The sequence below is a fragment of the Streptomonospora sediminis genome (assembly GCF_054778995.1).
The window spans coordinates 33,401-56,938 of sequence record NZ_BAAGYZ010000069.1 but is presented as its reverse complement, the minus strand read 5'-3'; the positions used below and the strand labels follow the sequence as shown (position 1 = coordinate 56,938).

Sequence of the window (23,538 nt, the reverse complement as noted above, 5' to 3'; positions counted from 1 at the left end):
GCCGGTTCCTGCGCCGCGGACCCCCGTGCCCGGTCGCCACTACCCCTGGTTCCCCGGACAACCCGCACCGTCGTCGGATGCGCCGGTAGCGGGAGAACGCGGGGCCGCTGCGCCTGCGGCCGCACTTGCGATGGCGGCGGCGGTTCCATCGGAGGCCGCCCTGGCGGGTTCTGGCAGAGCCTCCCGCGTGCGCCATCGGGAAGATTGACTGGCGGGAGCGGCCGACACAGGCCCCGCCAACTCGCCGCTGCAGTTACCTCACTGGGAGCATGCGGCAATTACGCTGAGTAATTGCTCTTTGGGGTTGGTGTCCTCCGCGCCGCCAGAGTCCCATTCCGTACCGCTTTGCTGGAGGGATCACGATGCCGAAGCAGTCCGCACCGCAGGAGCTGACCGGGATCGCGCCGAAGCTCGTCGAGGTCACCGACGATGTCCTGTTCGGCGACATCTGGGAGCGCCCCGAGCTGTCGCAGCGCGACCGCAGCCTCGTCACGGTGAGCGTGCTGGCCGCGTTGTACCGCGGCGAGCAGCTCGGCTACCACCTCGGTGTGGCCCTGGACAACGGGCTTGGCGCCGAGGAGCTGGCCGAGGCGATCACCCACCTTGCCTTCTACGCGGGCTGGCCGAACGCCATGACCGCGATCAACCAGCTGAAGAAGACCGTCGAGCAGCGTACGGCCGGCTGAGGCCTCCGGCGAACCGTCGAACCGGCCCCGCCCCGGCGGGGCGCAGGATCCCGGCACCAACCCGGCAGCATCCCGGCAACGCAGCGCCCCGGAGAACGAAAGGAACCGCTGTGCAGATCGACTCCCGCCCATCCACCACCAAGAATCCGCCCGAGCAGTTCACCGGCGACGTCTGGCTGGACCCCATAGCCGTGCCGCGCGAGCAGGGCCAGCGGATGGTCGTCGCCAAGGTGCGCTTTGCACCCGGTGCCCGCACGGCGTGGCACTCCCACGCCCGCGGGCAGACCCTGCACATAACCCAGGGCGTGGCCTGGGTGCAGTCGCGGGGCGGCCCGAAGGTCGAGGCCCACCCCGGGCAGACCCTGTACTGCCCGCCCGGTGAGGAGCACTGGCACGGCGCCGCCGCCGACTCCTTCATGGAGCACCTGGCGATGCTCGACAACGCCGACGACCCGGCCGCGACCACCACCTGGCTCGAACACGTCACCGACGCCGACTACTTCGCCTGAAGCGCCCCGGCGCATCGGGCGCCGGCGCGAGGGGGCCTGAGAGGCCCTCCCGGCACGGGCACCGGGATTCCTACCGTGGTCTGCGGGGCGGGCCTTGAGAACGGAACAGGCCGCCACCTGCGCGGATCCATCTGCAATACCAAGGAGTGAACGACATGCGCGGTGCAGTGATGCACGCACCCGGCGACGTCCGGGTCGAAGAGCGCCCCGACCCGGCGATCCAGGCTCCGACGGACGCGATCATCCGCGTTACCGCCGCCTGCGTCTGCGGGTCGGACCTGTGGCCCTACCGCGGCGCCGATCCGGCCGACCACCAGGCGATGGGCCACGAGTACGTCGGTGTCGTGGCGGAGGTCGGCAGCGAGGTCCGGACCGTCGAACCCGGCGACTTCGTGGTCGGCTCCTTCATGGCCTCGGACAACACCTGCGAGATCTGCCGGGCCGGCTACCAGAGCCGCTGCGTGCACACCGAGGTGATGGCCGATATCGGCACCCAGGCCGAGTACGCCCGCATCCCACTGGCCGACGGCACCCTGGTCGCCACGCCTGAAGCGCCGCCGGCCGAGCTGGTCCCGAGCCTGCTGGCGGCATCCGACGTACTCGGCACCGGCTGGTTCGGCGCGGTGGCCGCCGAGGCGGGGCCGGGCAAGACCGTCGCCGTCGTCGGCGACGGCGCCGTCGGCCTGCACGGCGTCCTGGCCGCCAAGCAGTTGGGCGCCGAACGCATCATCGCGATGAGCCGCCACAAGACCCGGCAGGACCTCGCCGTGGAATACGGCGCCACCGACATCGTTGCAGAACGCGGGGATGAAGGCGTGGCAAAGATCAAGGAGCTCACCGGCGGGCTCGGCGCGCACAGCCTCATCGAGGCCGTGGGCACCCAGGAGTCGATGATGCAGGCGATCCGCGCCACCCGCCCCGGTGGGCACGTCGGCTACGTCGGAGTCGCCCACGGTGTCGAACTGCCCGGGTTGGAGCTGTTCTTCTCGGCAGTGAACCTGCACGGCGGACCCGCGCCGGTGCGCCGCTTCCTACCGGAGCTGATCGATCTCATCTGGGAGCATAAGATCGACCCCGGCAAGGTTTTCGACCTGGAACTGCCCCTGGAGCAAGCGGCCGAAGGCTACCGGGCCATGGACGAACGGCGCGCGACCAAGGTGCTTCTGCGGCCCTGAGCCCCACGCGGGCCCGGCCGGACCAAACCGGGCCCGCCGCCCCACCGGGCCGCACGGGCGCGGGCACCGCCGGAGCCCGCCGATCCGCCAAACCCGCCCAACGAGCTGAACAGGAGCCGTCTTCATGGGCACGAACAAGAAACAGGAGGTCCGCGAGTTCCTGATGACGCGCCGTGCGCGCGTGACCCCTGAGCAGGCGGGCCTGCGGTTCTACGGCGACGACCGGCGGGTGCCGGGGCTCCGGCGGGAGGAGGCCGCGATGCTCGCCGACGTCAGCATCGACTACTACACCCGCTTGGAACGCGGCAATATCGGCGGCGCCTCCGAGAGCGTGCTCGACGCCATTGCCGCGGCTCTGCAGCTCAACGACGCCGAGCGCGGCCATCTGTTCGAGCTGGCCCGCATGGTCCACCACGGCGGCCGCGCCGGCGCACCGACCCGTTCGGCGCCGGCGGTGCGCCCGTCGGTGCAGCGCGTACTGGATTCGATGGACACTCCCGCGGTGGTGCACAACGCCCGCCAGGACCTGGTCGCCGCGAACCAACTCGGCAGGGCCCTGTACTCCCCGCATTTCGACACCGAGCACCGGCCCAACATCGCACGGTTCATCTTCCTCGACCCCCGCGCCCAGGACTACTACGTCGACTGGCCGCTGGCGCGGCGCACGGTCGCCGCCATGATGCGGCTGGAGGCCGGCCGCAACCCGCTGGATGCGGACCTGACCGCGCTCATCGGGGAGCTGTCCTCCCTCAGCGCCGCCTTCCGCGAGGACTGGGCCCGCCACGACGTCCACGAGCACCGCACCGGGGTCAAGTCCTTCCGCCACCCTGATGTGGGCCTCGTCGAGGTCTCCTTCGACGTCTTCGAGATGCCCGGCGAGAGCGGGCTGGTGATCGTCACCTACAGCACCGAGCCCGCAAGCCCGTCGGCGGATGCGTTCGCGCTGCTGGGCACGCTCACCGCAACGCGGGCCGGCGGCACGCGCCGTGCTGCGGAAGGCGTCGGCGCCTTGAACCCGGGGCGCGCCGACACCGACCAGGAGGACGGCTGACAGCGCGCGAGCCGCCTCCCGCGCCCCGCGCCCGCTCTGCGGCGCGCCCGAACGGGCCGCGGCGACCGCCGCGGGCCCGCCCTTGCGGCGGCGGTGCCAGAACAGGGTGCCCGGGTGACCGGCGGGCGAGCCTGCCCTGCCCGGCACGGCCGCCGCCGGGTCCCGGCACCGGCACGCCCCTTCAGCCGTCGATGAAGGCGGCGCCCGCCTCGACTGCCAGGTCCGGCCCGAAAGCGGCCGCGGGTGTGTACGCGCCGGGCTTGCCCTCGCCCCGGAGCAGGCGTCCGGCGGCGCCGGCGGCGACACCGGCGGTGAAGTCCATCGCCTCCCCGGCGCGCAGCCAGGCCTCCCGCTCGGTGCCGTCGGGCCAGGTGGCCACCGCATGCCCCCAGGTGTGCTCGCGGGGCCGCGGCGCGGCCTTGACCTGCACACGGGCGAGCCGGGATGTGGCCAGGCGCCGTATGAAGGGCACGGCCAGCAGCGCTGCGAGCGCGGGCAGCACCGCCCGGACCGCCGGTGCGGTCGGGACGAGCAGCGATGTGGCCGTTACGGCCGGGGCGCCGCTGACCGCGTGCGCGGCGTAAAGTTCGCCGGTGGGCGCGCCGACGCTCGTCACGGTCTCGCCGTCGGGCAGGGTCAGGCGTTGCGGGTCGGCACCCAGCCTGCTGCGGACGAGGCGGCCGCCAACGTAGCGGCGTCCGCCTGTCGCGAGGATGCCGACCATGCTGGCGGCCAGGGGCGCACCCAGCCGACCCGCTTCGATGGCGACCGAAGCCAGGGCGTCGACGCGGACACTGCTCGGTACGGGACGGCCCTCGCACAGTCTCGCCACCACGGCCTCGGTCCCCAGTACGCCGAAACCGGCGCCGGTGACCAGGGTGCTGCCCGCGTCCAGCGCCTCCTGGTGGAGTGCGGAGAGCTGCAGGGTGGCGTCCAGGCCGGCGGCGAAGTCGATGTAGTGCCCTGCCGGCATGCAGGCACGAATGATGGGCAGCGCGTCCTCCGTGTAGCCGCCGATGGCGTTGACCACAACGGCGGGCCGCTGCCGGACGATCTCGGCCGCGACCGCCTGGGGCGTGTCGGCGACGACCACCTTTGCCTCGCTGTCCGGCCCGATCGTCCCGCCGACCCGGCGCAGCCGTTCGCGGCTGCGCCCGACCAGCACGGGCGGCACACCGTCCGCGGCCAGGCGGGCGGCCGTGGCCCGGCCGGTACGTCCCGTCGCGCCGAGGACCCACACCTCGTCGGACCTGCTGCTCTGTTCCATGGGAACCTCCTGCTCGCCGGGCCCGGGCACGGCAATGCCCGGGCCAATCCTGATGACACAGGGTGTCATCGCTCAAGCTAGCACCGATGGCACACGGTGTCATCAGTGCTAGGGTCGGACCGTGGCGAGATGGGATCCCGGGGCGCACGAACGCCTCACCAAAGCCGCACTCGACCTGTTCGTCGAACGCGGCTACGACAACGTGACGGTGGCGGACATCGCCGAGCGCGCCGGACTGACCCGCCGCTCCTTCTTCCGCTACTTTCCCGACAAGCGCGAAGCGCTCTTCGCCGGCTCCGAACAGCTGCCCGCCGCCATGCGCGAGGCCGTGCTCTGCGCAGACCCGGCGGCCGCCCCGCTCGCCGCGGTGTTCGAGGCCCTCGACCGCGTCGGATCGCAGACCGCCGCGACCGTGGGCCGCACCCACGCCGCCAGGCGCCGGGGTGTGATCGCCGCCAGCGCCGAACTCCAGGAACGCGAGCGGACCAAGGCCGCCGCGGTCACCGATGCCGTCGACCAGGCCCTGCGCCAACGCGGCACCGAGCCCGGCACGGCAACGCTCGTGGCACAGGTCGGGGCGGTGGTCCTCGCCCAGGCCTTCCAGCGGTGGATCGACGGCGAGGACTTCACCCCCGCCCTGCGCGACGTGATCGACACCCTCAGCAGGGAGTGCACCTGAACACGGCGCGGCCGGGCACCGGCCGGCGGAGTCCCTGGGTGAGTGCGCGAACAGCCGCGCCCGGGCGCCGGTACGCGGGGAAGGCGGCCGCGGTGCCGGTGACCGCACGCAGCAGCCACGGATCTTGAACGGTCCGGGCGGTCGCGGCCAGGGCAGTGCCGCAGACCCGGTTCTCCCGGATGCCGGGGTCGCGTTCGTGCGAGCGGACGTGCAACCGGTCGACCCGCCCATAGCGCCGGGTGAGCTGCGCCGCAGCGCCGGCTTCGGCGGGGCGGACTATCCGCAAATCCCCCGAAGCCTGTGTACACCGGCCGAGGCCGCCGTATCGCCGCCGCTCCGCGGCTCGCCGCCCGCCCCCGATCACCGGCGGCCAGAACCTGCATCGCCCGACCGCCCCTGCATTCCTGAGGCGGCACGCCCCGCCGCCGGGCGCCGGCCGGTGCCGGGGCGGCCCGGAGTGCGGGAGGGGCGGATCGGCAGGCCCTGAATAACGGCGCCGCCCTGGGCGAAAGTGGAACCGAGAACGCGACTTCCAGGAGTGAACCCATGGCACGCCGACGAATCGACATCACGGTCCCCGACCTGTCCGGCAAGCGGGCGCTCGTCACCGGGGCGAGCGACGGGATGGGCCTGGGGATGGCCACCCGGCTGGCCGCGGCAGGTGCCGAGGTGGTGCTGCCCGTCCGCAACCCGCGCAAGGGCGCGGCCGCCATCAGCAGGATCGAGCAGGCGGCGCCCGGCGCACAGGTGTCGCTGCGCGAGCTGGACCTGGCCTCCCTGTCATCGGTCGCGGCCCTTGGCGAGACCCTGCGCGAAGAGGACCGCCCGATCCACATCCTCGTCAACAACGCCGGGGTCATGACCCCACCCGACCGGCAGACGACCGCCGACGGGTTCGAGCTGCAGTTCGGCATCAACCACCTCGGCCACTTCGCCCTCGTCGGCGCCCTGCTCCCGCTGCTGCGCGCCGGGCGGGCACGTGTGACCTCGCAGATCAGCCTGGCCGCGAACCGGGGCGCCATCAACTGGGACGACCTGAACTGGGAACGTTCCTACAACGGCATGGGCGCCTACAACCAGTCGAAGATCGCCTTCGGGCTCTTCGGTCTTGAGCTCGCCCGGCGCAGCCGGGCGGGCGGCTGGGGCATCACCAGCAACCTCGCCCACCCCGGCGTCGCCCCCACCAACCTGCTCGCCGCGCGGCCCGAACTGGGCCGCAGCACCGAGACCCCGCGCCGGCGGCTGATCCGGGCCCTGTCCGAACGGGGCATCCTGTTCGGGACCGTCGAAACCGCGCAACTGCCCGCGCTGCTGGCCGCGACCTCGCCCGACGCCAAGCCCGGCGGGTTCTACGGCCCCAGCGGACCCCGGCACCTCGGGGGCCCGCCCGCCGAAGAGCGGCTCTACTCCCGCCTGCGCAGCGCCGGCGACGCAGCGCGCATCTGGGAGGTCTCCGAACAACTGGCCAAGACAGCCATCCCCGCCGCCTGATTCCCGCAACCGCGCGACCCGGCGGTTCCGGGGACGCGGCGCGATCCCGGATCCCGTTATCTCGGGTCCCGGTAGGAGATATTGCCGGTATTGCCGCAGGTGCAGCGCGGCCCCTACCCCAGTCCACCGGAGCGGTCAGTCCGATGCCGGGGTCTTCGCGGCCGGTTTGCCGCCCAGCCGGGTGGAATCGCCTGATGCCATCGCCGACAGCAGCGCCGGTCCTGCGCGCCGCAGGTACGTGTCCGTGAGCGGGGACACGCCGAGGATCGCCGCCGCCCCGACGGCGAGGCCGAGGGCGATGTGCGCGTGCCACATGCCCCCCGCACCGCTGATGTGGGCGGCGGAGACGGGAACCGCCGCAACGGCGGCGACGGCCGCGAACACCGTCCACTGCCCGCCGCCGGCGTTGCCGGCGTCGCTTGCAGTCGACACGCGGTCACGCGCGTCGGCGCCGATGGCGGGCATGAGGGCGCTGAACAGCGGCGCGCCCGCGCAGGCCGCCCCGGTGGCGGCGAGCGTCATCCCGAGGGCGGCAGCCCACAGCGGCGACTGGCTGAGCAGGCACAACAGGACCGTTCCGCTTATGGTCGGGACGCCGAACAGGAGCAGCCACGCGGCCTGGCGTCCGCGCACGTCGGCGCGGACCGCTCCCGGGGTGGTGAGTAGCTGCCACAGCGCGGTGCCGTCGAGGGAGTAGGTGTTCACTGCGGCCATCGCGCCGAGCACCGCCGCCATCACCCCGATGAACGGCAGCGCCCACGACCACCCGGTCGGCGCGACCAGCAGGATCATGAGCAGCGGTGTGAGCCAGGCATGTCCCAGCCCGAGTTTGCGGTGCGGGTCGCGGAACCAGGTCGCGGCCTCGCGGACCGCCACCGCCCGGACCGCTCCGCCGCGGTGCGGAAAAACGGAGAAGGCGCGGCGACCGGCGGTGACGTTGCTCTGCACCCGGGCCGGCGGCCGCCGCAGCGTGGCGGCGGTCAGCGCGACCCAGCCGCCGCGCAAGACCGCCCCACCGGCGACAAGCCCCACGAGCGGCAGTACAACGCCGGCGAACGGGGCCGAAGGGGCGGAGGAAGCCGCCGGGATCGCGGCGCCCAGAGCGGCAAGGCCCCAGCCGGTGGGCAGCGCCAGCAGCGCACCCTCCACCGCCGCGGGCACCGCGACGGGCCCCGACGGGGTTGCGATATCGGTGCCGCCGTCTCCCAGATCCGGCAGCAGCAGCGCGAAGAGCGGCACCCAGCCGGCGAACGAGAGCGCCAAGAGCGCCGACATTTGAAACGCCGCCACCCACATCCCCAGCGCCGAGCGCAGGAGTCGGGCGGTGACGGCCGCGGCACATCTGCCGAGCCAGAGCAGGAAGTACAGTTGCGCCGCGGCGGCCGCAACGGCGACGGCCACCACCGCCGGGCCGTGCGGCGCGGCGACGGCGACCATGCTGCTCAGCGCGAGCGCCGTGATGAGCGTCCCCACCCCGATCGCCTCGCTCGCCGCCATCTCCCGAGCGATCCTGATCGGGCTCCGGGGCAGGGTGCGGAACCACTGCGGGTCCAGGATCGGAGCTGATCCGGGCAGCAGGATCGGGCCGATCAACCAGGTCAGTCCGAACAGCGAGACCGCCACGGTCGTCCAGGCCGGATCGATCGTCCCGGTCCGTCCCAGCACCGCCACGGCGATGACCCCGGCCGCCGCGACGGTGCCGGCGACAAGTCCGAAACCGCGCTCGTCGTTGGGGCCGTGCCGGATGATCGTCCACCGCAGCGAAGCGAACACCGTGCTCATCCGCATGCCAACCACCCGATCGAACGCTGCGGAACGGCACCGACGAGGTTCACGAAGGTGTCGTTGAGAGTGCTTCCGGCCCTGACCTCGTCGACGGTGCCCTCGGTCAGGATGCGGCCGTCCTTGATCAGCGCCACCCGTTCGCAGGTGCGTTCGACGACGTCCATGATGTGGCTGGATAGCAGCACCGTTCCGCCGCCGCCCACGTACTGGCCCAGCAGGCCGTCGATGGCGCGCGCCGATACCGGGTCGATGGCTTCGAACGGCTCATCGAGCACCAGCACCTGCGGGCGGTGCAGCAGCGCAACCGCGAGGCCGATCTTCTTCCGCATCCCGGTGGAGTAGTCCACGATCAGTGTCGAAGGTGCCCGGTCCAGTTCCAGGACCTCCAGCAGATCGGCTGCGCGTCGGCGCCAACCGCCACCGATGCCGCGCAGCCGCGCGGTGTATTCGAGCAGCTCGGCGCCTGTCAGCCGCTCGGGCAGGGAGAGCCCCTCCAGCATGATCCCGAGCGCGCCCAGCACCTGCTCGCGCCGGCTCGCGGCGTCGAACCCGGCGACCCGGACGGTGCCGGAATCGGGGGCGAGCAGCCCGGCGATCATCGACAGCGTGGTCGACTTCCCGGCGCCGTTGGGCCCGACGATGCCGTAGAACGTTCCCGCAGGGACCGCCAGGTCGATCGCGTCGACGGCGAGGCGGTCACCGAAGCGTTTGGTGAGCCCGGACAGTTCGACGGCGGGTATGGCAGCGGTGGTCATGCTTGCACTCCTTGCAGGAACAGGGCCGTCAGCTCCCGGGCGTAGGCGTCGGTGTCGAAGCCGGGGTCGGCGACGATCTTCGCCGCCGCACCGTCGATACAGCGGCGCAGGGTGTAGGCGGTCCAGCGGGCATCGACCGCGCGGAACTCGCCGGTGGCCAGCCCGTGCTCGAACAGCAGGGCCGTTGCGGCGATGATCGGTTCCTCGGCGTCGGCGGAGAAACGCGGTGTGCCGTCCTTGCCGCGGAGGTTCGGCATCACCTGGCCCAGCGCGGCCATCTCCCGGCGGTGCGCACCGATGAACCGGAGATTGCCCTCGATGTAGGCCTGCAGCTTGCCGCGGGCCGTGTCCGCCGCGTCGATCTCCTGCTGCATCTCGGCCGAGCCCGAACCGAAGACCGTCTCGACCACGGACTCCAGCACCGCCTCGTAGAGGTCGTCGCGGCCTGCGAAGTGATACGAGATCAGCCCGCGGCTGATCCCCGCCTCGGCCGCGATCGCGCCCAGTGTCGTGCCGTGCCAGCCGTCGCGCGCCAGGCAGTCGACCGCCGCCTCGATGATCCGCTGACGGCGCACCTCCTGCGTCAATGTCACCGGCCGTTTCCCGTTCATCAGACTCCTCGGCACCAAAGCCAAAAGTTTGGCATCGGTGCCAAACCCCGCGCAATAGTAACCGAACGGGCCGACGCAGCCGCACCGGGCGGCGCACCGGGCCTCGCCCGGACGGACTCTTGAGGTCAGGGAGCGCCCGGAGCGGCTCGCGGAGGCCGGCGCCGCGGCCGTGCTGCCCGGAGGTCAGTCCGCCGCGCCCCGCGTGTCGTAGTGGTTGCGCGCGGCCTCGACCGCGTCGACGTGATCGGCGGCCCAGGACAACATGGCCTGCACCGGGGGCTGCAGGGTCCGGCCCAGGGCGGTGATGCGGTACTCGATCGCCACCGGTTCCGTGGACACGACCGCTCGTTCGACCATGCCGTTGCGCTCCAGCCGCCGCAGGCACGCGGTCAGCGACTTCGGTGTGACGGCCGGCAGGCATTGGCGCAGTGCGTTGAAGCGCCGGGGGCACTCGCACAAAGCGGCCAGCACCAGCAGGGACCACTTGTCGAAGAGTTGGTCGAGCAGTTGGCGGCCGTCGCCGCCGAGTTCCGCCTCGGACACGTCGGTCTCCCTCGCGATACCTGGTTTCGTTGCGGTATATCCGCACAACTAGATATACCTCAGATACCTAGAGACTCCGGCGCTAAGGCGGGAAGCATGACCGACGCATACTCGACCCTCACGACCTCTCTCACCGGCGGCGTGGCACACGCCGTGATCGACAATCCGCCCGTCAACCTGCTCGACGCCGCCCTGATGGCGGATCTGGACCGGTTCGCCGAGGCAATGTCCGGCGACAACGGCATCCGGGTGATCGTTTTCGAAAGCGCGGACCCGGACGTCTTCGTCGCGCACGGCGACATGACGGCCGCAGCCGACCCCGCGGCGTTTGCGGAGCTGCCCATCGCACCCGGACAGGACCGGTCCCTCAACCCGATGATGCGCCTGAACGAACGCATCCGGTCGCTGCCGCAGATCACAATCGGCAAGCTGCGCGGACTGGCGCGCGGCGGCGGCGCGGAGCTGCTGTCCGCAATGGACATGCGGTTCGCCTCGCTTGAGCACTCCGGAATGGCCCAGATGGAGAGCCGGCTGGGCATCATCCCGGGCGCGGGAGGTACCGCCTACCTGCCCGGCCTGGTCGGCCGCGCACGCGCCCTGGAGATCATCCTCGGCGGCCGGCTGATCGATGCCGCAACAGCGGAACGGATCGGATGGGTGAACCGGGCCGTGCCGGAGACCGAACTCGACCATTTCGTCGACACCCTCGCCGCGCGCATCGCCGCCCTACCGGTCGGCGTCGCCGGTGCCGCCACCGCCGCGGTCGACGCCGCAGCCGAGTCGGCAACACAAGGCCTGCGCAAAGCCGACGAACTCCTCAACGGACTCTTCGGCGCCCCTGCTGCAGCCCGCCTCGCCAAAGCCGCACTGGCCGCCGGGGCCCACACCCGCGAGGGCGAGCGCCACCTGGAGGCCCTGGTCGACGGGATCACCTGAGCCGGTTGGGAGATCTGTCCGCACGCCGCGCGCAAGCACCGCGTGCCCCGGCTCCACGTGTCCGTCCCGGTCAGCCGGACCCCGTGTTCCAGCGAGGCGTAATTCGGGCGCGGGGGAGTCGGGGCAAACGGGGTGGCCGGCGGAGCGGAACGCTGCCAGGATGGCCGCCATGGAGGTTGATCCTGAACTCTGCATCGAGGTCCCGGCGGACTTCGACGACTCCGACTCCGAATCCCAGGTGCACCCGATTGCCCGCAGGATGTTCTTCGGCCGTACCAACGCCGAGGTCTTCCGCAAAGCACAAGCGTGGGCGGACGAACTGAACGTGCACCTGCTCGATGCGGCGTGGGACGAACTGTTCGGCGAGGACGAACCCTACGCCCTGACCGTCTACTTCAGCTTCGAGTTCGAGGACGAGGACGAACCTGCGCTGAAGACTCCGCGGGCGCAGCCGGTCACCGCGGCACCCGAGGCCGCCCCGCCCGCTCCGGGCTGATCGGGCCGCCCCGCCGATAACGCACGGTGCCCACCGCCGAGGGCAATCGCCGCGGTAAGAACCGGGCCGCGGTGCACCCACCGGCGCGCCTACCGGGCCCGGCCGGCGCGCGCATCCGCGATGGTCGGGCGGTCGGTGGCGGGTTCCGCGGCGGCCACCTGGCCGCGAGCGGCCCAGACCCCGGCGGCGGCGCGGATCCGGCCCCCCTTAGAATCAGGCCTTGCCCGCAAGGCCCTGATCGGCAGGGCCGCGTCCCCCTTGGAAGCGGTGAGAAGAACATGACGGTCACGGTGCGGTTCGCCTGGTGGCTCTGCGGTTTGTTCCTGGCGCTGGGCATCGGTGTATGCGGCACCGGCGTCTGGCTCTGGGTGACCGTCGACGGCGAGGCGGGCTCGGCCGCGCTCATTCCCGGTCTGGTCCTGTTGGCCTTCGGGATCTTCTACGTCCGTATGCCCTATTTCGTGCTCACGCCGACGGAACTGCGGGTACCCATCATGCGGGGCCAGCAGGCGCGGACCGGGATCCGCCCGCAGGCGCGCCTCGATGCCGAAGGGACGCGGCTGACGATGACCGTGGGCCAGGCAACGACCACATCGCTGCCTGTGTACCGGGCGATGGCGCGCGCGAGCGACTGGGAGGCCCTGCGCGCGCAGCTCGGCCAGCGGGGCGAACCCGCCGGGGACTGAGCCGCGGAACCACCCCGCCATGCGCACCCCCGGCCACTGCGCCGGCCAGAGGAAGCGCTGAACAGGGAAGAGCCGGCCACCGCCGGGGGCGGCCGCAGGCCTGACCCGGAGCGGAACCGATGGCAAAGGCAGCGGCCCGGACCACCGCGGCGGCCGGCGCCGACCCGGCCGGGGCCCGCGGCGCAGGGCTCACCCGCGCACCACGCCCGCCTCATGGGCGAGCACGGCCGCCTGCACCCGGTTGCGCAGATCCAGGCGGGCCAGGATCGCGCTGACATGGGCCTTGACGGTGTCCTCGGCCAAGTGCAGCCGCGCAGCGATCTCAGCGTTGGAGGCGCCCGCGCCCAGCAGGGCGAGGACGTCCCGCTCGCGCCCGCTCAACGCCGCGACGCGGGCACGCGCGGCCGAGGGCGGGGGCGCCGGGCGGTCCCGCAAGGTCGTGATCACGCGCCGGGCGACCGGGGGCGATAGGAATGCGCCGCCCCCGGCGACCGCCCTGACGCCGGCCATCAGCTCGTGTGGTTCGGCCGTCTTGAGGAGGAAGCCGTTCGCGCCGCCCTCCAGCGCGCGGGTGATGTAGTCGTCCTGACCGAACGTCGTCAGAATCGCGACCGCCGTTGGCGGCGAGGCGCGCAGGATCTCCGGCACCGCGCTGAGCCCGCCGGTCCCCGGCATCTGGATGTCGACGAGTGCCACGTCCGGGCGGTGCCGCCCGGCCAGCTCGACGGCGCCCTCGCCCGTGCCCGCCTCGGCGACCACCTCGATGCCGGGGTCAGCGGAGAGGATCGTGGAGATACCCGCCCGGATCAGGGCCTCGTCGTCGGCGAGGACGACCCGGATCACCCCGGACCCCCGCGGGCGTCCTGCGCGCCGGCGCCGACCGGCACGGCGTCTTTGCCGACGAGCCGGCCATCGGCGAAGCACAGCCGGTATGCGGTGGCGGCGGCGCCCGGCAGCGCGACCTCCGAGCGGTAGTGGCGGCACCGGGAGCCGGCAGGCGCTGTAGCGCGCTCCGATGGCGGATCGAGCATCCGCATCGCGGGGAGAACCTCCTCGACCTGCCGCTGCTCCTGGCCCACGCGCAGGCGGGCGAACTCCGCCGGGTCGAGGACCGAGTGGGCGGACACGTACCAGTAGTAGCCCAACCACGCCGCCGCCAGCACGGTCAGCAGCGCCGGCGGCGCCAGCACGGCTGCGGCCAGCGCGCGCCGCTGCGCAACGGAGAACCGCGACGCCAGCTCCGCCGAGCGCCCGCCGCCCGCGCCGGTGCGGGCGGGGACCGCGGGCAGGTGCGCCGCCACCTCGAACCCGCCGTCGGCGAGGGCACCGGCGGAAACCGAACCGCCCAGGGACCGCAGCCGCCGGTCCAGTCCGGCCAACCCGCTGCCGCCGGAGGCCGCCGCCTGCCCCGGCCCGCCCTGCGGCGGCGCGCCGCTGCGTACCCGCAGCGCGTATCCGGCCTGGCGCGTCTCCTCGGCGTGCACGGCCACCGGCGCGCCCGGCGCGTGCTTGGCCGCGTTGGTCAGCGCCTCCTGCACCACCCGGTACAGCGCCCGCCGTACCGAGTCCGGCCCGCGGTCGAGCAGCTCCGCCCCGCTCACCTCGATGTCCATGCCCGCGCCGCGGGCGCGGTCGAGCAGTTCGCCGGGGCTCTGGCTCAGCGGGTCGCCCGCCAACGGATCGCCCGTGCCCCGCAAGACTCCGATGATTTCCTGCAGCCGCTCGACGGCTCCGGCGGCGCCGTCCCGTACCTCGCCCGCGGCGCGGCGCAGCTCCTGCTCGCCGTAGTCCGGTGCCACCTGCATCGCGCCGGCGCGCACCACGACCAGGCTGAGCTCGTGGCCCAGCGAGTCGTGCATCTCCTGGGCGATGCGGGCGCGCTCACGCAGCCGCTCGCGCTCGGCCACCAGTTCGTGTTCGCGCTCCAGCAGCTCGGCCCGCCGCCACCCGTAGGCGGCCGTTTCGGCGCGCCGCCGCAGGTACCGGCCCGCGAGCCAGGGCAGCACGGCGAGGAGCACAGCGGCGGCCGCAGCGGCGAGCGCGTGCGTCACCGAAGCCCGGGCCACCAGTACGGCGACCGCTTGCAGCGGCGCCAGCACGGCCAGGAGACCCGCGGCGACCCGGTCGTGGGCAAGGGCCCGGCCGCAGGCGAAGGCGAGCACCGCCAAGGGCAGCGCAGCGACCGAAACAGCCGCACCACCTGCGAGAAGGACGGCGGTGTCGCCGGCCGCGCACACTGCGAAGGCGGTCCACAGCAAGGCCGCCCGCCCGCTCGCGCGCGCTGCGCGCACGGCGGCGGGGGAGGGGGCGATGGACTCGTCGACCGGTTGCACGGCCACCACGCTACTGAACGGCCGCACCCGTATCGTCGCCCGTCAGGAGGGTTTCGGTAGCGGCGGGTGCCACGAAAGTGGGGGGAGCGGCGGCCCCGGCCGCCACGCAGGTGGGGGCGCGATCGGCCACGGACGCGCGATGCGCGGACGCTCGGCTGCTCTCTAGCGTTTCCGGGCAAGCAACCGGTCCACCTGGAAGGACAACAACCATGCCGGTCAACCGGCCTCGGCCCCGACCCCACCCGGGCGCGTTCCGCCGCTGCACGGCACTCGGCGCGATCGCCGCGTACGCACTCGCGGCGTCCGCCGCCTGCGCCCCGACCGCTGCGGCCGCAGAGCACGCGGGCGGCGCGAGCGCCGCGCGCCTGGACGCCTTCGCCGAGCGCTATGTCGAGCGCACCGGCCTGCCGGGCGCCGCCGTCGCCGTCACCGAGGGCGACGACGTGGTGCTCACCGCAGGCTACGGCCGCGCCGCCGGCGGCGCACCGCTGACCGCCGATTCGCCGATGCGGATCGCATCGCTGAGCAAGTCCTTCACCGCGCTGGCCGTGATGCAGCTGGTGGAGGCGGGCAAGGTCGAACTGGACCGGCCGGTGCGGCGCTACCTGCCCGGGTTCCGCATCGCCGATCCGCGCGGTGAGCGGATCACCGTCCGCCAACTCCTCGACCAGAGTTCGGGCATGTCCGACCGGACCCTGCCCGACGGGGCGCGCCCCCGCCGGCCGGATTCACCGGAAGAGGCCGTCGCGCGGCTGCGCACCGCCGGGCTCGCCGCCGATCCCGGAGCCGAGTGGAACTACCACAACCCCAACTACCACGTCGCGGCCCGGCTGGTGGAGGCCGTCGGCGGGCGGCCGTTCGGCGATTACCTGCACCACAAAGTGTTCGCTCCAGCGGGCATGGACGACACCGCCGCGCTGGAGCACGCCGGGGCGCCCCACCCGGGGCTGGAGAACGGCCACATCCGTGCCTACGGCGCGAACATCCCCGTGCCGGAACCCGACCACTTCAGCGCCGGGTCCGGGGGGATCGTGTCCACCGCCGGCGACATGGCGCGCTGGCTCGTCCTCCAGCACGGCAAGGGGGTTGCGGCGAACGGAGAGCGCGTGGCGTCGGCGCAGAGCATCGCCGAGATGCACACCCCCTCGTCCAACGAGGGCCGCTACGCCCTTGGCTGGATGCGCCGCGAGCCCGGCGAGGGCGACCACTCGCGCGCGCCGCAGATCTGGCACGGCGGCGCGCTGTCGACCTACTCGTCCTATCAGTTTCTGGTCCCCGAGACCGGCTACGGGGTCGCGGTGCTCATCAACACCGGGATTTCGCTCACCGAAGAGGACGTGTGGGGCCTGGCCGACGGGCTACTGGCCCTGACCGAGGGCCGCACGCCGCCCGAGGGCGGGTCATGGCTGTGGCGGGTCGACGCCGTGTTCGGTGTGCTCACAGCGGCGGCGGCCGCGCTCGGCGTCCGCGGCCTGGTGCGCAGCGGCGCCTGGGCGGCGCGCCGCCGGCGGCGCCCGCTGTGGCGGGCCGCCGTCCGGCTGCTGCCCTACCTGGTGCCGCCGGCGCTGCTGGCCGCGTTCCAGCCGGCCGTCGACTTTCTGATGGGCGGGCGCGACGGCACCTGGCTCCAGCGCTTCTACGGCGTTCCGGCCGAACTGGGGTTCCTCGTCCTCGCCGCCCTCGCCTGCGGCGCGGTGGCCGCCGCACGCGCTGTGGCGCTGATCCGCGCCCTCCGGCGCGGGTAGCCGGAGGGCGCGCGGGTACGGCCTCAGGTATCGAAGGGACTGGTGATCGTCGCCGACTCCCGCATGGTCTCGTACATGCGCTGCATCGTCTCGGTGTCGTTGAGGTGGGGGAACGGCTCGTCCGGGGCCTCCACGCCCAGGAAGTCGCACAGCGGGCCCCAGCCGTCTCCGACGGAGAACTCCAGGAGGCGGCCGGCCGGTGCTGCCGCGCGGACCTGCTCGGTGTGCGCCTGGAACACGTTCACCGCCTGCTCCTCGGTCATTGGGCTGCCGAGTTCCCACGCCGTGTCCAACCGCTGCTTTGCCGCGTCCGCCATCAGCGGCAGGAACTCCAAGAAGCCGTGCAGCGGCGCGGGAAGGCCGTCCGCTTCCATCCGGGAGCGGTCGGGGAAGGCGTTGCTGACGCTGGTGTGCCAGCGTTTCGGGTCGCGGACGGTGAGGATGATCTTGGCGTCGGGGTAGGTCCGGCTGAGCTCCTGCCAGAAGATCGAGGCCGGAAAGTCCACGGCCGCTCGGTAGCCCTCGAAGACCCCGTCCCAGTCGGCGGGCTCTCCGGCCATGGCGGGCATCCAGCGCTCGATGTGCTCAGGCCGGCGCATCAGTTCGAACATGTGGTAGCAGGAGCCGAAGCCGAGGCGCTCCAGGGCCGCCTTGAGTGAACTCGTGCCCGTACGCGGTAGCCCGGCTCCGATGACCTTCAGCATGCGCGTTCCTTCCCTGCTGTCTCGTCGGCGTGTATCGGCGGCATCGGAGGGGATGTCCGGGCCCGGCCGCGGACCGCGGCGGCGGGGTCGGCGGCCGCACCGCCTGCGGGCCCGGATGTGCCCGGTCCCCTCCGCGCCACCCGAACAACCGTAGGGATTTCCTACGGAAAACCGTAGGTGCACTCTACGGTTAGACTGGGTGTACGGCAAGGCATCGAGGAGAGGTGGACGGACGTGCGGACCGACGCGCGGCGCAACCGCGAGGAGTTGCTGAGCGCGGCACGTGCACTGTTCGCCGAGCGCGGCGCCGACGCCGCCTTGGAGGCCGTCGCGCAGCGGGCGGGGGTCAGCATCGCGACGCTCTACCGCAACTTCCCCGACCGGTCGGCGCTCATACGCGCCGTCGTGCTGGACGGAATCGGCGGAATGCGCGACGCGGCGCGTCGGGCCCTTGCCGGCATCGCAGGGGATCCAGAGGGCGCCTGGTGGTCCTTCGTCACCGCGGCCGCGGCGCTGCGGGCCGGCGTGCTCATGCCGCTGCTGCTGCCCATGCTCGCCGACCTGGACTCCGACCCGGAACTGGCCCGCGCCCGCGAAGAGGCCATCGAGACCGTCGGCGACCTGGTCGCCGCGGCGCAGCGGCACGGCCAGGTCCGCTCCGACATCGCGGCCGACGAGATCATGCTGCTCATCATCGCCGTCACCCGTCCGCTTCCGGCGCTTCCCGAGGAGCACGTCCCCGCCTTCGTCGAACGCGTCCTCCGTGTCGCCGTCGACGGCCTGCGCCCGGGAAGCGGCCACGCACTGCCCGGGCGGCCGGTGCCGATGCAGAGTCCCGCCGAGGTGCAACGCCGCCGCTCGGAGTGAGGGGCGCACGCCGAAAATCGGCGCCCACCGGAGCGCGGCGCTTATCTGGTGAGAAGGCCTTCGATCAGCAAGGAGCAAACAGCGTCGAACTCGGCGTCGATCGAGGCGGATAGCCATTCCCCGGTGTGTGCCGGGTGATGGAACCGCGCTGTTGCGTCGAAGACGGCGCGGGCCGTCACATCCGGCTCCACACCGGCGAAGTCTCCGGTTGCAATGCCGTCCACGACGATCGCGCGGATTTGGGCGAGAAGGTCGGCGGAGTGCTCCGCGGCCATAGTGCTGTGTTCGGCCACCAGGGCGGAGTACGTTTCGAACAGTTCCGGTTCGTCCAGCGCAATGGCCCGTTTGGTGGCGAAGACGGTGGAAAGCCAGTGCCGCAGCCGCTCCGGTGGCGGAGCGCCGGGAGCTTCCGCGGCCGCGGCGATCTTGCCGTGCTGCCGGCTGATCCAGCGGCGCGTTACCGCCTCGCGCAAGGCGGCCTTCGAGGGGAAGTGCCGGTACACGCTCCCATGGCTCACGCCGAGCGCCCGGGCGACATCCACCACGGTGGCCTTCGCCGGGCCGTGCCTGCGCAGCACGTCCTCGGTCGTCGCCAGAATCGCATCGGCATCAAGCGCTTTGGCGCGCATGCCCGCCCCCTTAAAACGCACCGCCGTCCGCCGGACCGGACGCGGCAGGAACCGGATCGGCCCGGCGTGCCGGCAGGGCACGGGCCTGCCCTGCCGGCACGCCGGGCACCCGCGGCGGCCTCGCAGCGGCCGCGGCAGCACGCCCGAGTCCGTCAGCGTTCGCTGTCGAGATGAGCCATCTGCGACGCAGCGTATCGCGTACCCTTGACCGCGGAGGCAGGTACCGCCTGCTCGATGGCGGCGAGGTCCTCGGCCTTCAGTTCCAGTTCGCCCGCGGGAAGCGCCTCGGTGATCCGCTGCGGTCTCCTTGCCCCGATCAAGGCCACGATGTCGCCATGGCCGCGGCCTTGGGCAAGCAGCCAGGCGATCGCCAGTTGGGCGACCGTCGCTCCGAGTTCATCGGCAACCTTCCGAAGCCGCTCGACCAGCGCGAGGTTGGCCTCAATATTGCTGTCCTGGAACCGCGGCAGGTAGTTGCTGCGCAGGTCGCTTTCATCGGGACGGTACGTGCCCGTCAGCAGTCCGTGGGAGAGGACGCCGTAGGCGGTGATACCGATTCCCAGTTCGCGGCAGGTGTCGAGGATGTCGGTCTCGATGCCGCGACTGAACAGTGAGTACTCGATCTGCAGGTCGGTGATCGGGTGCACGGAATGGGCGCGGCGGATGGTCTCGGAGCCGACCTCCGAAAGTCCGATGCCGCCTACGTAGCCGGCCTGGACCATTTCGGCGATTGCGCCGATCGTCTCCTCGACCGGCACGTCGGGATCGAGGCGGGCGGGCCGATAGATGTCGATGTGCTCGGTCCCCAGCCGCTGCAGCGAATACGCCAATGAGCTCTTGACGTTGGCGGGGCGTCCTTCTACCCCCACCATGTTGCCGTCGGGAGCGCGCAGCGCGCCGAACTTCCCGCTCAGTGTGATCTGTTCGCGGTCGCCGTCGCGCAGCGCCTGGCGGATCAGCATCTCGTTGTGTCCGAAACCGTAGAAGTCTGCGGTGTCGATCAGTGTGATGCCCGAGTCGATCGCGGCGCGGATGGTGGCGATGCCGTCCGCTTCGTCGGTGGGGCCGTAGATACCCGACATTCCGCCGCAGCCGAGCCCGATCGCCGGGACGCGGGGGCCGTTGGTTCCCAGGTGGCGTGTCTCCATCACTCCAGAGTAGACGAAGTAATGACAGATGACAAAAAATGTCATTACTTAACCGGGATGCGCTTCACCCCGGGGGCGCGAATGCGGTCCCTGTCCGGCTCAGGGGGCCAGCACGATCCTGCCGAACACTTTCCCCGCGTCCATCTCGCGGTGGGCCAGTGCCGCCTGGTCCAGAGGCAACACCCCGTGCACGACCGTGCGCAGGTCCCCCTGCGCAGCAGCGGCGAACTGGTCCGCCCGCACAACCTGCCGGTCGGCGCGGGGAACGGCATCAGAGCTGAACGTGGAGAACGACAACGACCTGCGGAAGGCGTCCATCAACCGCATGCCGAAGTCCGCCGGCGGCTGCCCACCGACCACGCCGACGACCACGTACCGCCCGTTTGGTTCGAGCTTGTCCAGAGAAGCGGGCAGCTCGGGACCCCCCACGACATCGATCACCACGTCGAAGCCCCGTGGCGATCCCGGGCCGCCCTCGCCGGAACGGTCGAGGACATGGGTGGCGCCCAGCTCTTGCAGGCGGGCGCCACGCACCGCTGAGGCGGTGGTGACCGCCACCGCGCCCGCACCGCCTGCGGCCGCGAGCTGAACCGCCGCGATCCCGATGCTGCCCGCCGCACCGCGTACGAGCACCGTCTCGCCGGGCGACATACGGGCCCGGTCCAGCGCGAAGTGGGCGACCACGCCGGAGCCGCCGAGCGTCACCGCCTCGGCGCCGGTCAACCCAGCGGGCAGCGCAAGGGCATCCTCGACCGCGGCCACGGCCTGTTCGGCATAGCCACCGGACGTGCCGGTGAACGCCCACACACGCCGTCCGATCCACGAGGCATCCACGCGCTCTCCCACCGCGGTGACCCGTCCCGCTACCTCGCTGCCGAGAAGATGGCCCTCGCGGAAGCCGTAGGCGGCGAGCGTTCCGCGGCGGATCACGGCATCCGCGCCGCCCACCCCGACCGCCTCCGTCGCGATGCGCACCTGCCCCGGTCCGGGGACCGGCGCGGGCACATCGACGACCTCCATGCCATCGGGGTCTCCGAATTTTCTGATAACGACGGCTTTCATCGCTGCTCCTCGAATCGGTGGAAGGGCGGAACGCGGCCCCTGCGGCCGCGGGCGCCGAGCCGCCCCCACAGCCAGGGCATCACCGGCGAAATGCCGGGACTCGGCGGCGGCACCGCCATCGGAACGTAGCCGACGCCCCAGTCCGTTTGGCTAAAGTGAGAGGCGATGACCGGCCAATTGCCTCAGGCGGCGCGCTCCGACGCCCGCGACAACCGGGTCCGCATCCTGGACTCCTCCCGCGCTGTGTTCGGCGGGCAGGGCCTGAGGGCACCCATGCGCGCGGTCGCCCGGCATGCGGGCGTCGCTCCCGCCACGCTGTACCGGCACTTCCCGACCAAGCAGGCACTGATCGTGGAGACCTTCGCCGAGCAGCGGCGGGACTGCCACGCCGCCGTCCGCGGCGCCCTTGCGTCCCCGGACCCGTGGCAGGGGTTCCGGAGCCTGGTCGAGCGGATCTGCGAACTGCACGCGCGCAGCCGCGGATTCGCCGACGCCTTCATGGCGGCCTTCCCCGGGGCCATGGACTTCGCGGCCGATCGGGAGCAGACGCTGCGGGCGGTCGGCGACCTGGCCCGCCGTGCCCAGCAGACCGGCCGACTGCGCCAAGGTTTCGTCGTCGACGACCTGGTCCTCATGCTCATGGCCCACCGGGGCCTCCAAGACACGCCGCGCGACGCTCGGGTTGCGGCCTCACGCCGCTTCGCCGCCTATGTGATCGAGGCGTTTGGCGCCGCACCGGAGACGCAAGCGCGCTCGACGCTGCCGCCGGCGCCCCGCCTGCAGCCCACGCACCAGACCCGCATTGTCTGAACCTGCCACCAGGACGTCCGCGCCGACATCCGCGCCGCGCCGCCATCGCCATGGTCTGTGAACGGCTCGATTTTCCCGGGATTGCAGGCGCCCTCCTCGACGCTCTTTCCGGCGGCTGCCTCGCGAGCGCGGGGCGGTGCCCGCGCCGTTGCGGCCCCTGCCGACAGCTGTCGGGCGGAGCCTGCGGGGCGCGGCGGCGGGACCGTCCCCGCCGCCCGGTTCTCCGGACCCGCTGAGACCACAGGCCTACACGAACGCGCCCTGTCTGATCAGCTCGGCCCGGACGGCGGCGACATCGTGTGGATGCCCCTGGCTGTGTCGTGCGGCCGCCACGCCGGCGGCATGGCCGGTGGCGAAGGCGGCGCCCATGACCCGCACAGAGGCGTAGGCGCCGCGGTCCGCAGCGGTGAGCCGGCCCGCAGCCCAGAGGTTGCCGGTGTCGGCGGACGTGATCGCGCCGTAAGGGATGTCGTACCAGCTATCGCCTTCGATCCGGTGGTACTCGGTGACCCCGGGCGCCGTGTGGTCCTCGATTGGCCAACCGCACCGCGCAATCGCGTCATCTGGTCGTTTTCGGCCATTGACCACATCGTGGCGAGTCAGCTCTTCGCACCCGATCAGATGCCTGGCCTCCCGGATCCCCAACTGCGGCCCGGTCTCGACCAGGTGGGCCGAATGCCAGCCGCGCAGGTGCGCTTGGAAGGCGGCCAGGTAGCGCCAGGCTTGGCGGCGGGCGTTCATCTCGTCGCGTGTGAGTGAGGCGGCATCGAGCACGTCGGTCTGCTCGTCCACCAGCAGGAGGAACGCCTGACCGGTTACGGGCAGGCGCACTGCGATCCCGCCCTCGCGGGGGAAATTCTCACCCGTCTCCCGAGCGTATGCCGCGAGCGCGGCGCGAATGCCGTCCGTTGACAGGTCCGCGTCCTCCGGCACCCCGCCGGCCCGGCACACGAGCGTGCTGGTCTGCCGTTCCGCGACCGGAGCGACCCGCGTGCCGGCTCCGGAGGCCGCGAGCAGGGCACCGTCGCCGCTGGCGTCGACGAACGAGCCCGCGGTGACCCGTTCGGTGCCGCCGCGGCCGTGCACCTGGACTTCGGTGATCCGGTTCCGCTCGTCCCTGGCCGCGCCGACGAGCGTGCTGTGCAGGCGGACGTCCACGCCGGCTTCGGTGACCACCTCGTCGCAGACCAGCTTTGTCGTTTCCAGATCCAGCAGCACGAAGTGATGGCCGGTCCAGGCGTCTGTGCTGCCCGGATCAACGGTGATCAGTCGTTCAGCGAGTGCGGACGCGTCCCCATCCCGCGACATACCGGCCATTTCGTGGTAGACGCCGCGTGCTTGGAGCCGCCGCAGCATGTCGGCGCCCACGCCGCCGACTACCTGCTCGTGGGCCTGATCGAAGAACCCGCAGTAGGTCAGGACGGAGCTGATGGTGGCCGCGCCGCCGAGGTAGGGATAGCGCTCCACCAGCAGGACAGCGGCCCCCGCCTGGCGCGCTCCAACGGCCGCTGCGATACCGGCGGCTCCACCGCCTGCGACCACGACGTCGAAATCGGTCATCGGGTACCTT

The 23,538-nt window shown here is 72.3% G+C and carries 24 protein-coding genes; 12 read left to right on the top strand and 12 right to left on the bottom strand.

Annotated elements, in window-relative coordinates; all coding sequences use genetic code 11:
- Nucleotides 1-362 precede the first annotated feature (362 nt).
- The 4 genes from ACYVD5_RS13945 (at nt 363) to ACYVD5_RS13930 (ending at nt 3,421) form a co-directional block, all read left to right on the top strand.
- Nucleotides 363-686 carry a carboxymuconolactone decarboxylase family protein gene (locus ACYVD5_RS13945; protein ID WP_461001450.1) on the top strand — a complete coding sequence of 108 codons (324 nt, stop codon included), beginning with the start codon at nt 363-365 and terminating at the stop codon, nt 684-686.
- A gap of 110 nt (nt 687-796) precedes the next feature.
- Nucleotides 797-1,195 (top strand): (R)-mandelonitrile lyase, encoded by a 399-nt coding sequence (locus tag ACYVD5_RS13940; RefSeq protein ID WP_461001449.1) that lies wholly within the window; start codon nt 797-799, stop codon nt 1,193-1,195.
- Nucleotides 1,196-1,350: 155 nt separating this feature from the next.
- Nucleotides 1,351-2,370 (top strand): zinc-dependent alcohol dehydrogenase family protein, encoded by a 1,020-nt coding sequence (locus tag ACYVD5_RS13935; RefSeq protein ID WP_461001448.1) that lies wholly within the window; start codon nt 1,351-1,353, stop codon nt 2,368-2,370.
- Nucleotides 2,371-2,494: 124 nt separating this feature from the next.
- Nucleotides 2,495-3,421, top strand: a complete 927-nt coding sequence (locus ACYVD5_RS13930) for a helix-turn-helix transcriptional regulator (RefSeq protein ID WP_461001447.1) — start codon at nt 2,495-2,497, stop codon at nt 3,419-3,421.
- A 181-nt stretch (nt 3,422-3,602) separates the two neighbouring features.
- Here the strand turns inward: ACYVD5_RS13930 and ACYVD5_RS13925 are convergent, their stop codons facing one another.
- Nucleotides 3,603-4,688, bottom strand: a complete 1,086-nt coding sequence (locus ACYVD5_RS13925) for a saccharopine dehydrogenase family protein (RefSeq protein ID WP_461001446.1) — start codon at nt 4,686-4,688, stop codon at nt 3,603-3,605.
- A gap of 121 nt (nt 4,689-4,809) precedes the next feature.
- Between ACYVD5_RS13925 and ACYVD5_RS13920 the strand changes: the two genes are divergently transcribed.
- The gene (locus ACYVD5_RS13920) at nt 4,810-5,367 is read left to right on the top strand and encodes a TetR family transcriptional regulator (protein ID WP_461001445.1); all 558 of its coding nucleotides are present in this window, start codon (nt 4,810-4,812) and stop codon (nt 5,365-5,367) included.
- Between the two features lie 546 nt (nt 5,368-5,913).
- Complete coding sequence (locus tag ACYVD5_RS13915) at nt 5,914-6,858, top strand: SDR family oxidoreductase (protein WP_461001444.1); 945 nt, start codon at nt 5,914-5,916, stop codon at nt 6,856-6,858.
- A 135-nt stretch (nt 6,859-6,993) separates the two neighbouring features.
- Here ACYVD5_RS13915 and ACYVD5_RS13910 read toward each other — a convergent pair whose 3' ends face one another.
- The 4 genes from ACYVD5_RS13910 to ACYVD5_RS13895 all read right to left on the bottom strand — a co-directional run bounded on the left by ACYVD5_RS13910 (nt 6,994) and on the right by ACYVD5_RS13895 (nt 10,552).
- On the bottom strand, nt 6,994-8,646 hold the full coding sequence (locus ACYVD5_RS13910; protein WP_461001443.1) for a hypothetical protein: 1,653 nt from the start codon (nt 8,644-8,646) through the stop codon (nt 6,994-6,996).
- Nucleotides 8,637-9,398 carry an ABC transporter ATP-binding protein gene (locus ACYVD5_RS13905; RefSeq protein WP_461001442.1) on the bottom strand — a complete coding sequence of 254 codons (762 nt, stop codon included), beginning with the start codon at nt 9,396-9,398 and terminating at the stop codon, nt 8,637-8,639. Before ACYVD5_RS13905 ends, ACYVD5_RS13910 begins: the two co-directional genes overlap by 10 nt.
- The gene (locus ACYVD5_RS13900) at nt 9,395-10,009 is read right to left on the bottom strand and encodes a TetR/AcrR family transcriptional regulator (protein ID WP_461001441.1); all 615 of its coding nucleotides are present in this window, start codon (nt 10,007-10,009) and stop codon (nt 9,395-9,397) included. The genes ACYVD5_RS13905 and ACYVD5_RS13900 overlap by 4 nt, the downstream gene beginning before the upstream one ends.
- A 183-nt stretch (nt 10,010-10,192) precedes the next feature.
- Complete coding sequence (locus ACYVD5_RS13895; RefSeq protein ID WP_461001440.1) at nt 10,193-10,552, bottom strand: winged helix-turn-helix transcriptional regulator; 360 nt, start codon at nt 10,550-10,552, stop codon at nt 10,193-10,195.
- A gap of 96 nt (nt 10,553-10,648) precedes the next feature.
- Here ACYVD5_RS13895 and ACYVD5_RS13890 point away from each other — a divergent pair, with 96 nt between their 5' ends.
- From ACYVD5_RS13890 to ACYVD5_RS13880, 3 genes are all read left to right on the top strand, one after another.
- Nucleotides 10,649-11,488: an enoyl-CoA hydratase/isomerase family protein gene (locus ACYVD5_RS13890; protein WP_461001439.1), complete on the top strand. Its 840-nt coding sequence runs from the start codon at nt 10,649-10,651 to the stop codon at nt 11,486-11,488.
- A gap of 169 nt (nt 11,489-11,657) precedes the next feature.
- Nucleotides 11,658-11,984, top strand: coding sequence for a hypothetical protein (locus ACYVD5_RS13885; protein WP_461001438.1), 327 nt, complete (start codon nt 11,658-11,660; stop codon nt 11,982-11,984).
- A 278-nt stretch (nt 11,985-12,262) separates the two neighbouring features.
- On the top strand, nt 12,263-12,670 hold the full coding sequence (locus ACYVD5_RS13880; RefSeq protein ID WP_461001437.1) for a hypothetical protein: 408 nt from the start codon (nt 12,263-12,265) through the stop codon (nt 12,668-12,670).
- A gap of 189 nt (nt 12,671-12,859) precedes the next feature.
- Here the strand turns inward: ACYVD5_RS13880 and ACYVD5_RS13875 are convergent, their stop codons facing one another.
- The gene (locus ACYVD5_RS13875; RefSeq protein ID WP_461001436.1) at nt 12,860-13,513 is read right to left on the bottom strand and encodes a response regulator; all 654 of its coding nucleotides are present in this window, start codon (nt 13,511-13,513) and stop codon (nt 12,860-12,862) included.
- A complete protein-coding gene (locus ACYVD5_RS13870; RefSeq protein ID WP_461001435.1) occupies nt 13,510-15,009 on the bottom strand; it encodes a sensor histidine kinase in 1,500 nt (499 codons plus the stop codon). Before ACYVD5_RS13870 ends, ACYVD5_RS13875 begins: the two co-directional genes overlap by 4 nt.
- Nucleotides 15,010-15,212: 203 nt before the next feature.
- On the opposite strand from ACYVD5_RS13870, the gene ACYVD5_RS13865 reads away from it, so the two are divergent.
- Complete coding sequence (locus tag ACYVD5_RS13865; RefSeq protein WP_461001434.1) at nt 15,213-16,748, top strand: serine hydrolase domain-containing protein; 1,536 nt, start codon at nt 15,213-15,215, stop codon at nt 16,746-16,748.
- Between the two features lie 23 nt (nt 16,749-16,771).
- Here the strand turns inward: ACYVD5_RS13865 and ACYVD5_RS13860 are convergent, their stop codons facing one another.
- A complete protein-coding gene (locus ACYVD5_RS13860) occupies nt 16,772-17,452 on the bottom strand; it encodes a sulfotransferase family protein (protein ID WP_461001433.1) in 681 nt (226 codons plus the stop codon).
- A gap of 234 nt (nt 17,453-17,686) precedes the next feature.
- Here ACYVD5_RS13860 and ACYVD5_RS13855 point away from each other — a divergent pair, with 234 nt between their 5' ends.
- Nucleotides 17,687-18,319 (top strand): TetR/AcrR family transcriptional regulator, encoded by a 633-nt coding sequence (locus tag ACYVD5_RS13855; protein ID WP_461001432.1) that lies wholly within the window; start codon nt 17,687-17,689, stop codon nt 18,317-18,319.
- A gap of 41 nt (nt 18,320-18,360) precedes the next feature.
- Here ACYVD5_RS13855 and ACYVD5_RS13850 read toward each other — a convergent pair whose 3' ends face one another.
- The 3 genes from ACYVD5_RS13850 to ACYVD5_RS13840 form a co-directional block, all read right to left on the bottom strand.
- Entirely contained in the window at nt 18,361-18,948 is a 588-nt protein-coding gene (locus ACYVD5_RS13850) for a TetR family transcriptional regulator (protein ID WP_461001431.1), read from the bottom strand.
- Between the two features lie 152 nt (nt 18,949-19,100).
- Nucleotides 19,101-20,096 carry an aldo/keto reductase gene (locus ACYVD5_RS13845; protein WP_461001430.1) on the bottom strand — a complete coding sequence of 332 codons (996 nt, stop codon included), beginning with the start codon at nt 20,094-20,096 and terminating at the stop codon, nt 19,101-19,103.
- Between the two features lie 99 nt (nt 20,097-20,195).
- Nucleotides 20,196-21,158, bottom strand: a complete 963-nt coding sequence (locus ACYVD5_RS13840) for a zinc-binding dehydrogenase (RefSeq protein WP_461001429.1) — start codon at nt 21,156-21,158, stop codon at nt 20,196-20,198.
- Nucleotides 21,159-21,323: 165 nt separating this feature from the next.
- On the opposite strand from ACYVD5_RS13840, the gene ACYVD5_RS13835 reads away from it, so the two are divergent.
- Nucleotides 21,324-21,968, top strand: coding sequence for a TetR/AcrR family transcriptional regulator (locus ACYVD5_RS13835; protein WP_461001428.1), 645 nt, complete (start codon nt 21,324-21,326; stop codon nt 21,966-21,968).
- A gap of 246 nt (nt 21,969-22,214) precedes the next feature.
- Here the strand turns inward: ACYVD5_RS13835 and ACYVD5_RS13830 are convergent, their stop codons facing one another.
- Nucleotides 22,215-23,528 carry an FAD-dependent oxidoreductase gene (locus ACYVD5_RS13830; protein WP_461001427.1) on the bottom strand — a complete coding sequence of 438 codons (1,314 nt, stop codon included), beginning with the start codon at nt 23,526-23,528 and terminating at the stop codon, nt 22,215-22,217.
- Nucleotides 23,529-23,538 lie beyond the last annotated feature (10 nt).